Raw genomic sequence first — 14,421 nt, 5'->3', positions numbered from 1 at the left:
GCAAACAATATTTTAAGAAAATTTGTTCTTTCAGTATTGCTAATGGACTTTAATGTTCGCGTGTGTATAGTGCCAAATGGAAGCGAGGGGTGCCGAAATGTCAGAACCGTTTCTGTCTGAAATCCGCGTTATGTCGTTCTCGTTCGCGCCCAAGGGGTGGGCACTCTGTAACGGCCAGCTTCTGCCCATCAACCAGAACCAGGCGCTGTTCTCATTGCTGGGTACAACCTTTGGCGGCGATGGCCGCGTGAATTTCGCGCTGCCCGATTATCGCGGGCGTACACCCATCCATGTCGGTAACGGTCATACACTCGGCGACCGTGGCGGCGAACAGGCGCATACGCTTTCCATTGCAGAGTTACCAACCCACACGCATCAGGCGCTCGCGACGAACAACAACGGTACTGCGCCGACGAATGCAGGAAGCTTTCTCGGTGCCTTCAACAATGGCTATACCCAGCCAAACAACGTGACGACGCTCAACCCTGCAACGGTGGCGAACGTCGGTGGCAGTCAGGCGCATCTCAACATGCAGCCGTTTCTGACATTGAGCTTCTGCATTGCCCTGCAGGGCATTTTCCCCTCGCCGAATTAAGGGAGCGCACCCATGGGACAACCTTTCATTGGCGAGATTCGCATGTTTGCCGGCAATTTCGCACCGGCCGGCTGGATGTTCTGCAGCGGACAACTTCTGCCGATTTCGGAGTACGAGACCCTGTTCAACCTGATCGGCACGACCTATGGCGGCGACGGTCAGAGCACGTTTGCGCTGCCGGATCTGCAAGGGCGCCTTCCGATCCATCAGGGCAACGGCCTCATTCTCGCCGAGACCGGCGGTGCGGAAGAGGTCACTCTTACCACCCAGCAAATCGCGGCGCATTCTCACCCGTTTTTGGTATCGACACAGACCGGCACAGGGACAAATCCAGGCGGGAACGTTCTCGATCAGACCTCTGGGACGATCTTCATGTACATCGACGGCCAAGGTCCCGATGGTCCCATGGCCGCAGCCATGGTGACACCCGTCGGAGGCAGTCAGCCTCACACGAATTTCCAGCCTTATCTGTGCGTCAATTTTATCATCTCGCTGTTCGGCATCTTCCCGTCGCCGACTTAAGAGGGACCGTCATGGCCGATCCGTTCGTTGCTGAAATCCGCATATTTCCGTTCAATTTTGCCCCGAAGGGTTGGGCATGGTGCGATGGGCAGTTGTTGCCGTTGTCGCAGAATACCGCCCTGTTTTCGTTGCTTGGCACCACCTATGGCGGCGACGGCAAGAGCAATTTTGCCTTGCCGGACCTACAGGGCAGCGCGCCGATGCATCCGGGACAAGGTCCGGGACTTTCCCTGCATGATCTCGGCGAGACCGGTGGCTCGGAAACCGTGATGTTGCTCGAATCGGAGATACCATCGCACCCACACAGTATCATGGTGGGAACCCAGGACACCGCCGATGTTCAGGTTCCCGGTCCGTCAAGGATACTGGGTAAATCCGGCGGCGTATTTGCCTATGTTCCCGGAACACCGGCGCTGACGCCTATGAGCAACAGCATGCTGGCCCCCACCGGCGGCGGCCAGCCGCACAACAACATGCAACCCTATCTCACCTGCTATTTCTGCATCGCGCTGCAGGGCGTGTTCCCGTCGCGCCCCTGATTTTTCGATGAACGACTTTCGCGTGGCGGTTTCGGCCGGTTGGGCACGGGCGGCTGGCGCCGGGCTGACGTTTCGTCCAGTGACGGACGCCGATCTGCCGTTCCTGGCACGGGTCTATGCCTCGACCCGTGCCGAGGAACTGGCCGTAACGTCCTGGACCGAGGCGCAGAAGACCGCCTTTCTCGACATGCAGTTTCGGGCGCAGCACACACATTACATCAAGCATTATTCGCAAGCCGACTGGCTGGTGGTGATGTCTGCCACGAACGACATCGGCCGCCTCTATGTCGAGCGTTGGCGGAACCAGTATTGCATCATCGACATCTCCTTTCTTCCGCTGCATCGCGGCAAGGGGTTCGGCGCGGCACTGCTCAGCGACCTCATCGACGAGGCAAGTGCCGCCGGCAAGGCGGTGTCGATCCATGTCGAGAAGAACAATCCCGCCAGGCGGCTCTATACGCGGCTGGGGTTCGTCGTCACCGAGGACAAGGGCGTCTACGACCTGATGGAGTGTCCGCCGTAAGGCGAGTTGAGATTCAGGTGATGCCGGCCTGCGAATGGCGGCTTCCTCCGCTTCCGATGTTCACGTACTTCTACGATCTGATGGAGTGTCCAGCGTGCTAGCCAAAGCGCGTCGCGTGAAACCTCGTGCAAACGCGTTGAACAAGGGATCGTTGGTCCGCGCCGCCCCTCATTGTCCTGCCAGTCGTTTCTCCCCGTATAGGGACGGGGAGAAAGAGGCTGACCGCCACACGGCGCCTTTCTTGCAACGCTGATAATTGGCGAAATCATGGATGAGAGCGCCCCTCTCCCCGTCACTATACGGGGAGAGGATGCCGGCAGGCAGGTGAGGGGCAGCCCCTACGCCTGAAGCGTGTCCTGAGTTCGGTTCAACGCGACGTGCAGTCGAGCGGCCGTGACGCCGCCGCCGACCGTCACGCCCCGCGGTACCACGACACGATGGTGAAACGCTCGTTGCGCGTGACCGGGGTGACTTCGTGCGTTGTTTCCGAACGAAACGCGACGAGGGAGCCTGGCAATGCCGGCATGGCGACGCGCAGGTGCGGACCATGCAGGACCAGCGAGCCGCCGGTATAGTTTGCCGGCGAAGGATCGTCCAATTGCCGGTTGAGAAAGATCACCGCCGAGATTCTTCTGAATCGCGAGTCGTCGTGGATCAGCGGCGTGTTGCCGTCCTGGTGCGGCACGAAGAAATCGCCTTCCCGATAGTGAAGAAACTGAGGTTTTTCAGTATTGCCGAGCGCGAGGCCGAAATGCCGTTCCAGAGCCGCCTTCTGCTGCGCCAACAGGGCATTCACCAGCGCTTCGGTGGCCAGCGAGACCTCGGCGCGCGTGGTGCGGCGAACTTCCGGCCATGCCGGCTTCTGGTCGTCACGCCCCAATAGGCCAGCCGGACGACCGCTGGCCGCCCGGGATTTCCGCGCACAGCGCACTGCATGCCGCTTCGTCAAGCACGCCCGCGATCTCGATGTAGTCGATCATCTGTTCAGCCGTCCCCTTTCGGAGTGCCCTGATCGTCGCCCCGGCTGGCCGGATCGCCGAAAATCAAAAATCAGTTGAAGACAGCCTCGTAGACATAGCCGGTCGTGTCGACCGAAACCGGGACGATGAAGATGTCGTCGGTGATGGCATCGCTGGTGAGGTGGTAGATGGCCTGCGGCAGCCCTATGTCGCGCGGCCCCTTGAACAAAAGCGTAAAGCCGCCGCCGGGACGCGGGCTGGCGGCAATCTGGCGGACCGCCGTCAGCTCGAGGGAAACCATCCTGCCGCCAATCTCGGCAGTGAAAACCGACCCGACCGCCTGTTCGAAATCCGATGCCGACGCCATGCAATTCGCCTCACTCTACCTGCTGCCGGCGGCACTGTCGCCGCTTCGCCGCAAGCTGTCCAGAGGTCCCAACCGCTGCCGACCTTGGGCCAAGTCAATTCGTCGGAACAAACCCCAAAATACAGCACTGCCTGTCCTTTTATGCGCGCAAGAGACGATGTAGTACTTTGTTCCTGCGCGGGATTGTTTCCAGAACAAGGTCAGCGCAAACAAGAACAGATCCCGGGTTTTTGGGGTCCGGCAGTGGCGGCCTGATCGGCTTTCGGAAAAGGGACGGACGATGGCAGATACGAAGACGAAAGTGGCAAGCGATACGATGCCGTTGTTCTACTCGACGCCGGAGGCGCTCAACCCGGTGCGGCATGGCTCGCTCGGCCTGACGGCGCGCAGCGACTTTGGCTTCGCCCGCTCGGCGCACGCCATTCCGGTGGTGGCCTCGGAAATGCCGGCAGCGATGCGCTCCTACCCGATCGTCTTCATCGGCCCGGCCAAGGCGCCGGTGATCATCACCGGCGTGCGCAAGGACGAGAACCTGTTCGTCGATGCCGACGGCAAATGGACCGGGCCGCACTACATCCCGGCCTACGTCCGCCGCTATCCCTTCATCCTGGCCGAGGACCCGAAGTCGCCCGGCCGGCTGACGCTGTGCGTCGACCGGGCAAGCGACCGCGTCGTCGACCAGTTGTTGGCGCCATTCCGCGACGAAAAGATCCTGCCGTTCTTCAACGGCACCGAGCCGACGGAAGCGACCAGGCAGGCGCTCGCCTTCTGCAACCAATTCCAGCTCGATTTCAACGCCACCCGCGTGATGATCGAAAGGATCGACGCGCACGGCCTGTTCGCGCCGCGCCAGAGCAAGGTGACGCTCGAAGGCGGCGAGGTACTCAACCTCACCGACTTCCAGGTGATCGATGAGCCGGCTTTCAACAAGCTGAGCGACGAGGCGTTTCTCGACCTGCGCAAATCAGGCGCGCTCGGCCTACTCTACTGCCACCTCGCCTCGACCAACAGTTGGACCTCGCTGGTCCACCAGGCGTCGCTGCGCAAGGCGGGCGGCCAGCCTGGCTGATTTCAGCTGCTGCACTGCCTGATCGGCCCCTTGCTTGCGCAAGGCCTCACATAACGGCAACAATTCGGCTGCCGGAGGAGGCGACGTCGCTGACGATGGGGGGTAAGCGTCATGGCGAATCTGATGCCGCTGCTTGTGGTCGGGGCGATGCTCCTGATCGTTGGCAGCCTGATCTATCGCGGCATTGGCAGGCTGTTTTCCGGTTCGGCTTCGAAAGGCAAACCACAGGACAGTTCGGCCTTGCCGGTCGGCAAGGCTCGACAGCGCACGCCGGCATCGTCCGAAGCGGCCCACGCCGCATCGCCCCGGCCCAACCCTGTAGCGGAAAAGCTGATCGCCGACTTGCAGCAGCAAGCCAAGGACAGCGACGACCAGCGCAAGGCGAAGTTCAGAGCGCATGTCGAGCGCAAGATCCCGCCGATTTCCGTCGATGGCCGCGAAGCGATCGAACGGGGGCAAGCCGCGCGCATTGCGATCAAGCACGTCTTTCCGCCGCGTCTTCCGCAACGCAGCATGAGCTATTTTGGCGGGCTGCCGATCGTCCCCGATGAATTCGACTGGCCGACGGTTCACAATCGGCAGGGATTGCTCGAGCGCCTCAATTTCATGGCGCAAATCGACTGTTCGGATTTGCCACGGGGACCCGGCCGCGATCTGCTGCCCGAAAAGGGCTACCTCTATTTCTTCGCGCCGATGTCCGACACGTTTGGGCCCGACGCTCTGCATTTCGTGACCCGGTATGAGCCGCGCCGGGTGACGCAGAAGTGGCAGCCGCTCGACATGCCCTTCACCGCCAAGATTCTGGGATCGGATCCGACGGACGAAATCCTGTGGGGCAAGCGAACCCACTATGATCGGGTCGAGGTCGAATTTGCCTGGATCGAGGAGCCGACCGACGCCGAAGTCGCGGCGCGTGCGGAGGAAGGTCATGCTTTCGAGGTCGCGGACAAGATTCGCGCCGAAAGGGTTGAGGTCTTCTACGGTCCGCCTGTTACCCCCGATGCGCTGCTTTCCGTTCATCAGGCGCCGAAGGACACGCTTTGTACGCCGTACCCGGGATTTCCGGCCAATTGGCATTCCGCGCGGATCGTTCGCAGGCTTGTGGAGGCATATCACCGCGAAGAGACGGCCGACGTCGCGGCACAGTTGAAGGCGCTTGGCGATGTTTCTAAAGATGATCCGGAGGCCAAGCAGCTACGGGCAGTGCAGCGCGAACTGTCGGCATTCGGCTCGAAGATGTTCAGCGCATTCTTTTCGACCGTCAACGCCGGACTGAAGGAATATGACGCACCTCCTGCCGAGGTGAAGCAGCAGATCCTTGCCTTCCTCGAAGACTTGCGCGCCAACGGCATGCCGTCATCGTCTCCGGCGCGGCGGCCGCATCATCGCCAACTTCCGCAGGTGATGAACCATTGGCTTTCAATCGCGGCGATCCGGGGCGCCGAGGGTGGACTGACAGATCCGGACGGTGCGGCGTTGATAGGCCCAGACGTCGTGGCCGTCCTGTCTCACCGCCATTCACCCCGTGGCCATCAGATGCTTGGCAAGGGTGAGGTCATCCAGGTCGCAGCCGACGAGATGAAGGACCGCTACCTGCTGTTGCTCCAGATCGGGCCGGATATGGCGCTCGATTGGACCGTTGGCGAGATGGGGCCGCTTCAATATTGGATTACGCCCGAGGACCTTGCGGCCAAGCGATTCGAGAACACAATTCTGACAATCGAAGCCTACTGACGTTTGGTCAGTGACCCTCCGGCCGCTTTGCCATCCTCGCCGGCTATCACAATAGCGGGATCGGATCACGGCCTGCGGGTCGCAATTGCAGGTCGAGATTAGGGAACCCTCCCGCTCGCCTCCAGTGCCAGACAGCAAGAAAGGTCCGGTCACCCCCGCCCCTTTGTTCTTTTCAGACATAACGAACATTTGGAGGCGGGTGAAGCGATTCGAACGCTCGACCCCAACCCTGGCAACACCAATTTCCGCCGACGCCGCCCTATGCTACTCTCCGCCAGGGTGCGATAAACCGTTGAGTTTGCTATATATCGACCAATCTTGCCTTCACCCTGCTATTCGACTGGCACCCCGTTTGCTATGCCGACTGCTTCCATTGCGCCTGGACATGTGGCAAGCGAGCAGCCGATCAGACGCAGCTTTCTGGCTACAGCATATGGGCCTCTTGGGTAATTCAATTTGAAAATTGCGCTCTCATGTTTCAAAACAGGCCGGTAGACCCGCGAGTTTCGAAGCCAGCGGGGCCGCTCCGGTCCTCAAGGCGAGAATTCTAAAAGACGTTCAACAATGACCCAGCACGTACAAAACGTTCGAATTCTCATGTACAGCCACGACACGTTCGGGCTCGGCCACTTGCAGCGCTGCCGGACGATCGCGCATTCGCTGGTCGAGGATTTCCGCGGACTTCAGGTGCTTATCATTTCGGGTGCGACCATCGCCGGCGCCTTCGACTACCGCGCCCGTGTCGACTTCGTGAAGATCCCCAGCGTCATCAAGCTGCGCAACGGTGAATACACCTCGCTGGAAAAGCATATCGACCTGCATGAGACGCTAAGGATGCGCCAGTCGATCATCCGCCACACAGCCGAGACCTACCGGCCGGATATCTTCATCGTCGACAAGGAACCGCTCGGCCTGCGCGGTGAGATCGAGGACACGCTGTCCTACCTCAAGACGCGGGGCACCACGCTCGTGCTTGGCCTGCGCGAGGTGATGGACGCGCCGCATCTGCTCGAAGCAGAGTGGGCACGCAGGGACGTGATGCGCAAGATAGGCCTGTTCTACGACAAGGTCTGGGTCTATGGTCCGCCGGATTTCTACGATCCGTTGACCGGCCTGGATGTGCCGTCGGCTGTCGGGGCAAAGATGAAATTCGTCGGTTTCCTGCAACGGAGCCTGCAGCGGAACGAGATGCCCGGCCACCGGCCCGAGGGCGACTATATCCTCGTTACCACCGGTGGCGGCGGTGACGGCGCCGACCTGATCCACGACGTCCTCGATGCCTATCAGCAGGATCCCCAATTGCAGCATAGGGCGCTGATCGTGCTTGGGCCTTACATGCCGGCGCGCAAGCGCAACAAGCTGCTGAAGAAGGGGGCCAAGATCCCCTATATCAAGATCATCGAGTTCGACAACCGCATGGAAGACCTGATTGCCGGCGCCAAGGCGGTCGTGGCGATGGGCGGCTACAACACCTATTGCGAGATCCTGTCTTTCGACAAGCCGGCGCTGATCGTGCCGCGCGTCAAGCCCCGCGAGGAGCAGCTGATCCGTGCACGGCGCGCAGCCGAACTCGGCCTCATCGAGATGCTCTTGCCTGAGGAAGCCAAGGATTCCCAGCGGTTTGCCGATGCACTGAAGGTGCTAGCGGACCGGCCCCGCCCATCGCAGAGCAATCCGCATCTGACGCTGGAAGGGTTGCCGCATATTTCCGAAATCGTCGCGGAACTGCTCGAGCGGCGGGCCGGCCGTCACCTTTCGGTCATTGAAGGCATGAACTGAGTTGCAAAACCGCAAGATCGTCGTGGTTCTGAAAGGCTATCCGCGGCTGTCGGAAACCTTCATCGCGCAGGAACTGCTCGGTCTGGAGCGTGCGGGGTTCGACCTGATACTGTTCGCGCTCAGGCGGCCGACCGACGCAAAACGCCACCCCGTGCATGACGAGATCAAAGCGCCGGTCCACTATCTGCCGGAATATCTGCATGAAGAGCCGCTGCGCGTGGTTCGCTCGCTGTTTGCTCATCTGATGCGGCCGGGCTTCTGGCGCGCGCTCGGATCGCTGGCGACCGATATCCCCCGCGACTTTACGCGCAATCGCGCGCGCCGTTTCGGGCAAGCGCTGGTGCTGGCGGCCGAATGGCCGGAAGACGCGGGCTGGCTGCACGCACATTTCGCGCACACGCCGGCATCGGTGACGCGCTATGCCAGCCTGCTTCGTGGCCTGCCCTGGAGCTGCTCGGCCCATGCCAAGGACATCTGGACTTCGGCGGACTGGGATCTGGCCGGCAAGCTTTCCTCGGCGCGCTGGACGGTCACTTGCACGAAAACCGGCTTCGACCGTCTGACGAAACTCGCCAACGGCAACTCGTCCGTGCATCTGAGCTATCATGGGCTCGACCTTGATCGCTTCGGCAGTTTCGCCGCGGCGCGAAAACAGCATGACGGCTCGGCGCGGGACGAACCGGTCGTCATCCTGAGTGTCGGGCGCGCCGTCGCGAAGAAGGGTTACGATACCTTGCTGGAGGCCCTTGCCCTTTTGCCCGGTGATCTGGCGTGGCGTTTCGAGCATATCGGCGGCGGCGAGGAACTGGAACGGCTCAAGGCGCTGGCACAAAAGCTCGGACTGGATGGTCGCGTCGCCTGGAAAGGCGCGCTTGCGCAGGAGGAGGTGCTTGAGCACTACCGCTGCGCCGACATCTTCGCCCTGGCCTGCAGGATCACCGCAAATGGCGACCGGGACGGTCTGCCGAATGTCCTGGTGGAGGCGGCCAGCCAGCGGCTTGCCTGCGTTTCGACCGATATTTCCGGCGTGCCGGAGCTTCTATCGCCTGAAGAAACCGGGCTGCTGGTTCCGACGGAAAACCCAATCGCCCTGGCACAGGCGCTGGAGCGCCTGATCCGTGATCCCGTGCTGCGTGCCCGCCTCGGCGACGCCGCGGAGCAGCGCGTACGCGGCGATTTCGATCATACGGCAAGCATCGGGCAGCTCAAGGACCTGTTCGAGCGGGAGTGGCGGGCCGCCGAATGAAGCGGCTGCGCGTCTTCTTCTATGTCCAGCACCTGCTCGGCATCGGCCATCTCGCGCGCGCCAGCCGCATTGCGGCGGCTCTGGCCGATGACGTGTTTGACGTCACCGTCGTAACGGGCGGAGCGCCGATCGCGGGGTTTCCGGGACCGGGTGTAAAATCTGTCACCCTGCCACCCGTCACCTCCGGCGATGAAGGATTTTCCGGGCTTGTCGACCTGCAGGGCAAACCCATCGACGATGATTTCAAGAAATGGCGTTCGGAGATGCTGCTGCAGGCATTCCGGGATTGCAGGCCTGATATCGTCATTGTCGAGGCGTTTCCATTTGGACGCCGGCAGATGCGTTTCGAACTCTTGCCGCTGATCGAGGCCATCGACGCGACGTCGCCCAGACCGCTGCTCGCGACGTCCGTGCGTGATATCCTTCAGGAGCGCGTCAAGCCGGGCCGAAACGAAGAAACGGTCGATCTCATCAACAGGCATTTCGACCTTGTCATGGTCCACGGCGATCCGGCTTTCGCAACCCTCGACAAGACATTTCCACTGGCTGGGGCGATCAGGGCCGAGGTCACCTACACAGGGCTCGTTGCCGCGCCGCCATCGCCCGCGACCTCCGAGCGCTTCGACATTCTGGTGTCGGTCGGCGGTGGGGCTGCCGGAAAGAGCCTTGTAAGCTCAACCGTCGCGGCGGCGCGCAATGCCAACAACGGTTGGAAATGGTGTTTGATCACCGGCCCAAACCTGCCGAAAGACGAGTTTGACGCGATCGCGGGCGATGCCACGCCGGGCCTGTCCATCTTCCGGTTCCGCGAGGATTTCGCCAGCCTGCTGAGCGGCGCCCGCCTGTCAGTCTCGCAGGCGGGTTACAACACGGTCTGCGATGTCCTGCGCGCGGGTTGTCGCTCCCTACTCGTTCCATTTGCAGCCGGCGGCGAAACCGAACAGACGGTTCGCGCCCTGATGCTCGAAGACCTCGGTCTTGCAACAGTGCTGACGGAAAAAGACCTAACGCCTGAAGGTCTGGCGCAAGCGATCGAACAGGCGCTTGTGGGACCGACGCCATCCGCGCATCGTCTCGACCTAGAAGGCGCGCGCCACGCGGCGCAAATCCTGCGCGAGCGGTATCGAACCTGGTTCCTGAAACTGGGGACCGGTTTCCGAGAAGTTCATCATCAAACAGACGACGGATCCTAGAGCGGTTCATCTTTGCACGGACACGCAGGACCGCCCTATCTCTTTGTTTTGACGCAAATTCCCTGAGGGGAAGCGCTACGCGCTATGCCATCAAACAGTTCCAATCAGCATGAAGCGCGTATAATTTTTTGTCGGCAGTTCGCCCGAGAACCGCACCTCCCGCAGCGCCGCCATGGCTTCGAAGGCTGCAAGTGAACCCACGCAGTTGATGTGCGTCGGCTCGCTGAAATAATCGTTCGATTGCAGCAGTACGTTCGTGCCCGGCGGAAGCAGGGCAAGCCAGGCGCGCAGATCGGCTATGTGCTCGCAGCTCGTATTGACCGTCAAGTCGGGCCTCCCGGCCGCATAGTCGAGTGCGTACATATCCGCCGTCAGCGCCCGGAACCGGTCGCCAGCTTCCCGGTTGAGGGTCCGGGCGACCGGCGCGACTTCGGGATCGATGTCGATGCTATCGACCGCCGCGATGTCGAAGCGGGCGTCGTTGAGAAGCATCGCCGGCAAGACGCCGTACCATCCACCCAGAACCCATATGCGGCCGAACCGGCCGCCGAAGCTTTCAAACAGCCTATCGCGCGCCCACATCTTGCAGGCGACCTGCTTGTGGTTGAAGGCATTGGCGATATCGGCCTCCGGATGCTTGGCGACGACGCGCGCCAGCCCTGCCACGAGAGGGCAGTTGACATAGGCAGCAATTCCCCGCGTGAGGTCCAGGGCTTGCTCGTGCCAGTCCATGCCGGCATTGCGCGGTTGCGTAACATCCATCATATTCGTCTTGTATGTTGGGATTTCGGGCGACACAACGCAATCTTGCCTCCCGCAAGGCCGTTTGATTCGCGGACGTGATTATGCTGCAAGCCGCTTCGCCATTGCCCGGTGCCGGAGAGAGCCTGTTGCGTCTGTCCGGACTATCGGCGTCGATCCGCCAGCGCCAGCCGCGCAACTGCGGCCTCGTGCTGAAACGCGCCGCCTCGCAGGTTGCTTCCATCGTCGAGGGCACAATCTCCGTGCACTGCAGCTTCGAGATTGTCGCTGGCGACGAAGAAATCGCCGCCACTCCATTCGCCTGCGGGTGCCTCTACATCCTGCATCCTTCCAACTGAAGGTCCACAGTCGCATATGGAACCCAGCCTAGCCCGCTATATCTGGACGCACACCAAGAAGCAGCAGGTCTGGATATTGATCATCGTCCTGCTTTCGATGATCCCGTATTTCATGTCCTTCGACCTGCCGAAGCTGATCGTCAACGGTCCGATACAAGGTAGCGGCTTCGAGCAACCCGGCGCGACCCGGCCATTCATGAAGCTACACTACAACGTGCCGTTCATTGGAGAGGTCCAGTTCTTCTCCGGCTTTCAGCTCGACCGCAAGGAGACGCTGTTTGCCCTGAGCCTTGTGTTCCTCTTGCTGGTCGTCATCAACGGCCTGTTCAAACTCTACATCAACACCTACAAGGGCCGCCTCGGCGAGCGCATGCTGCGGCGGATCCGCTTCGATCTGGTCGATCGTGTGCTGCGGTTTCCTCCGGTTTACTTCAAGCGGGTGAAATCCGCCGAAGTGGCGACCATGGTGAAGGACGAGGTGGAGCCGCTGGGGGGCTTCATCGGCGATGCCTTCCTGCAGCCGGTACTGCTCGGCGGCCAGGCATTGACGGCCATGCTGTTCATCATGGTCCAGAACGTCTGGCTCGGAATGATAGCGGTCGTGATCGTGGTGATCCAGATCGTGCTCATCCCGCGAATGCGGCGGCGGCTGATCGTGCTCGGGCGCGAGCGGCAGTTGACGGCGCGTGCGCTTTCGGGCCGGGTTGGCGAAATCGTCGACGGCATCGGCGCGGTTCACGTCCACGATACGTCGAATTACGAGCGCGCCGACATAGCGGCCCGGCTCGGGCTCATCTTCAAGATCCGCTTCGACCTTTACCAATGGAAATTCATGGTGAAGTTCCTCAACAATTTTCTCGCGCAGCTCACGCCCTTTTTGTTCTACATGATCGGCGGGTATCTGGTCATCCAGGGGCGGCTGGACGTCGGCCAGCTCGTGGCCGTGATCAGCGCCTACAAGGACCTGCCCGGACCGATGAAGGAACTGATCGACTGGGATCAGGCGCGGCAGGATGTCCAGGTCAAATATCAGCAGGTCGTTGAACAGTTCACCGTCGACGGTCTCATTGAGCCGAGAATCGGCGCATTGACGATCGAAGATCCCGGCCCGATGACCAACCCCCTGTCGGCGATCGGTGTGTCCATCGCGGACGATGGCGGTGCCATGCTCCTCGACCGTATCTCCCTGCAGGTCAAGCCGGGAGAGACGGTGGCGCTGGTCAGCACCGCGACAGGTGGCGCGGAGGCGCTTGCAGAAGCTTTCGCGCGGCTGAACTGGCCGGCCAGCGGGAAGGTCGCTTCGGGCGCCGATGACCTGCTTGAACTCCCCGAAGCAGTGACCGGCCGGCGCATGTCATACGCCTCGTCGGATGTCTTCCTGTTCCAGGCCAGCCTTCGCGACAACCTGCTCTACGGGTTGAAGCATGCGCCGCTGACGCCGGTGACTTATGATGGCGCCGCGGCAGACCAGCACCGCTGGAACATGCATGAGGCGCGCCGGTCGGGCAATCCGGATCTTGATATCCAGAGCGACTGGATCAACTATGCTTCCGCCGGCGCTACCGGCCCGCACGACCTCTTTGAAGCCGTGCGCCGGGTGCTCGACGCGGTTGTCCTGTCGCGCGACATTCTGGATCTTGGCTTGCGCTCTTCGGCCAACCTCACGCGTCACACGGAGCTTGCCAGGCGGATCGTCGAACTGCGTGCGGCGCTGCGAACCCGGCTGGAGCAGGAAGGGCTGAGCGGCCTGGTGGTTCCTTTCGAACCGGGCGCTTACAACAAGGAAGCAACGATCGGCGAAAACCTGCTATTCGGCGCCGCCGCCGGCCCCAAGCTGGCCGACAGGGCTCTGGCGGCCAATCCCTATTTTGCTTCCGTGTTGAAAGAAGCCGGCCTCGACCGCACGCTCTACGAAATGGGCATGGAGATCGCCGAACAGGCGATCGAGCTGTTTGCCGACCTGCCGCCCGATCACCAGTTCTTCCAGCAGCTCGCCTTCATGAGCGCCGAGGAGATACCCGCCTACGAAACCTTGCTGCAACGGCTCAAGAACCGTCCACACGAGGCGGTTTCCGAGAACGACCGTGCCATGATCGTCACCTTGAGCTTTGCCTATATCGAACCCCGGCACCGCTTCGGCCTGCTCAGCGACGAGCTGATGAGCAAGATCGTCTCTGCACGCAACCGGTTTTATGAAAACCTGCCGCCCGAGCTGCAAGATGCGATCGAACGGTATGATCCCGCCAAATACATTGCCGCGGCCACCGTCATGGACAATGTCCTGTTCGGGCGTGTGGGCAACAGCCATCCCGACGCGCCGGACCGCATACGCTCCATCGTCTATGACATTCTTGACGAACTGGGACTTTATGCCGAGCTGCTGGATGTCGGCCTCGACTTCAACGTCGGCTCCGGCGGCAGGCGGCTGACCGGTGGACAGCGACAGAAGCTCGATGTTGCCCGGGCCCTGCTCAAGCGTCCCGATTTTCTCATTCTCAACCGGCCGCTGTCGGCGCTGGACCATCGCATGCAGGAGAAGGTGCTTCGAAACGTGCTCGAGGCAGCCAGGTGCGACGGCCATTCGCCGGCAATAGTATGGGTGGTGACGAATCCGGCAATGGCGGCGATGTTCGATCGCGTTGTCGTCTTCGACTCGGGTCAATTGGTGGAAGACGGAACACACGAGACACTTTTGGCAGGCAACGGTATCTTCAAGGAACTGCTGTCATAGAGGTACGGACATTCAGATGGGATCGTTCTGCAGGTGGGAATTTGCCAGGCGACATCGCCCGATC

General features: G+C 61.3%; 14 protein-coding genes. 11 read left to right on the top strand and 3 right to left on the bottom strand.

What is annotated here, in order from left to right:
* The first annotated feature begins 97 nt into the window (after positions 1 to 97).
* Genes AC0ZT5_RS29120 through AC0ZT5_RS29105 form a run of 4 tightly spaced genes read left to right on the top strand, consistent with a single transcriptional unit; the run spans position 98 to position 2,179 of the window.
* Positions 98 to 595: a phage tail protein gene (locus tag AC0ZT5_RS29120; RefSeq protein ID WP_488499239.1), complete on the top strand. Its 498-nt coding sequence runs from the start codon at positions 98 to 100 to the stop codon at positions 593 to 595.
* A 42-nt stretch (positions 596 to 637) separates the two neighbouring features.
* Entirely contained in the window at positions 638 to 1,117 is a 480-nt protein-coding gene (locus AC0ZT5_RS29115; RefSeq protein WP_488499238.1) for a phage tail protein, read from the top strand.
* A gap of 11 nt (positions 1,118 to 1,128) precedes the next feature.
* On the top strand, positions 1,129 to 1,656 hold the full coding sequence (locus tag AC0ZT5_RS29110) for a phage tail protein (RefSeq protein ID WP_488499237.1): 528 nt from the start codon (positions 1,129 to 1,131) through the stop codon (positions 1,654 to 1,656).
* Positions 1,657 to 1,663: 7 nt separating this feature from the next.
* On the top strand, positions 1,664 to 2,179 hold the full coding sequence (locus AC0ZT5_RS29105; protein ID WP_488499236.1) for a GNAT family N-acetyltransferase: 516 nt from the start codon (positions 1,664 to 1,666) through the stop codon (positions 2,177 to 2,179).
* 412 nt (positions 2,180 to 2,591) lie between these two features.
* Here the strand turns inward: AC0ZT5_RS29105 and AC0ZT5_RS29100 are convergent, their stop codons facing one another.
* Both AC0ZT5_RS29100 and AC0ZT5_RS29095 read right to left on the bottom strand, forming a co-directional pair.
* Positions 2,592 to 2,963 (bottom strand): 2OG-Fe(II) oxygenase, encoded by a 372-nt coding sequence (locus tag AC0ZT5_RS29100; RefSeq protein ID WP_488499235.1) that lies wholly within the window; start codon positions 2,961 to 2,963, stop codon positions 2,592 to 2,594.
* Positions 2,964 to 3,229: 266 nt separating this feature from the next.
* Positions 3,230 to 3,505: a DUF6916 family protein gene (locus AC0ZT5_RS29095; protein ID WP_488499234.1), complete on the bottom strand. Its 276-nt coding sequence runs from the start codon at positions 3,503 to 3,505 to the stop codon at positions 3,230 to 3,232.
* Between the two features lie 280 nt (positions 3,506 to 3,785).
* Here AC0ZT5_RS29095 and AC0ZT5_RS29090 point away from each other — a divergent pair, with 280 nt between their 5' ends.
* From AC0ZT5_RS29090 to AC0ZT5_RS29070, 5 genes are all read left to right on the top strand, one after another.
* Positions 3,786 to 4,574 carry a SapC family protein gene (locus AC0ZT5_RS29090; protein WP_488499233.1) on the top strand — a complete coding sequence of 263 codons (789 nt, stop codon included), beginning with the start codon at positions 3,786 to 3,788 and terminating at the stop codon, positions 4,572 to 4,574.
* A 111-nt stretch (positions 4,575 to 4,685) separates the two neighbouring features.
* A complete protein-coding gene (locus AC0ZT5_RS29085; RefSeq protein ID WP_488499232.1) occupies positions 4,686 to 6,308 on the top strand; it encodes a PqqD family protein in 1,623 nt (540 codons plus the stop codon).
* Between the two features lie 564 nt (positions 6,309 to 6,872).
* Positions 6,873 to 8,087: a glycosyltransferase family protein gene (locus AC0ZT5_RS29080; RefSeq protein ID WP_488499231.1), complete on the top strand. Its 1,215-nt coding sequence runs from the start codon at positions 6,873 to 6,875 to the stop codon at positions 8,085 to 8,087.
* 1 nt (position 8,088) lies between these two features.
* A complete protein-coding gene (locus AC0ZT5_RS29075; protein ID WP_488499230.1) occupies positions 8,089 to 9,333 on the top strand; it encodes a glycosyltransferase family 4 protein in 1,245 nt (414 codons plus the stop codon).
* The gene (locus AC0ZT5_RS29070) at positions 9,330 to 10,526 is read left to right on the top strand and encodes a glycosyltransferase family protein (RefSeq protein ID WP_488499229.1); all 1,197 of its coding nucleotides are present in this window, start codon (positions 9,330 to 9,332) and stop codon (positions 10,524 to 10,526) included. The genes AC0ZT5_RS29075 and AC0ZT5_RS29070 overlap by 4 nt, the downstream gene beginning before the upstream one ends.
* A gap of 90 nt (positions 10,527 to 10,616) precedes the next feature.
* Here AC0ZT5_RS29070 and AC0ZT5_RS29065 read toward each other — a convergent pair whose 3' ends face one another.
* Positions 10,617 to 11,288, bottom strand: a complete 672-nt coding sequence (locus AC0ZT5_RS29065; protein ID WP_488499228.1) for a class I SAM-dependent methyltransferase — start codon at positions 11,286 to 11,288, stop codon at positions 10,617 to 10,619.
* Positions 11,289 to 11,371: 83 nt separating this feature from the next.
* Between AC0ZT5_RS29065 and AC0ZT5_RS29060 the strand changes: the two genes are divergently transcribed.
* Together AC0ZT5_RS29060 and AC0ZT5_RS29055 are read left to right on the top strand one after the other, a co-directional pair.
* Complete coding sequence (locus AC0ZT5_RS29060) at positions 11,372 to 11,626, top strand: hypothetical protein (protein ID WP_488499227.1); 255 nt, start codon at positions 11,372 to 11,374, stop codon at positions 11,624 to 11,626.
* Between the two features lie 16 nt (positions 11,627 to 11,642).
* Positions 11,643 to 14,357, top strand: coding sequence for an ABC transporter transmembrane domain-containing protein (locus tag AC0ZT5_RS29055; RefSeq protein ID WP_488499226.1), 2,715 nt, complete (start codon positions 11,643 to 11,645; stop codon positions 14,355 to 14,357).
* Positions 14,358 to 14,421 lie beyond the last annotated feature (64 nt).

This window comes from Mesorhizobium sp. CNPSo 4670, assembly GCF_057784235.1.
The sequence above is the reverse complement of the archived record's forward strand: the minus strand, read 5'-3'. Positions and strand labels throughout refer to the sequence as shown.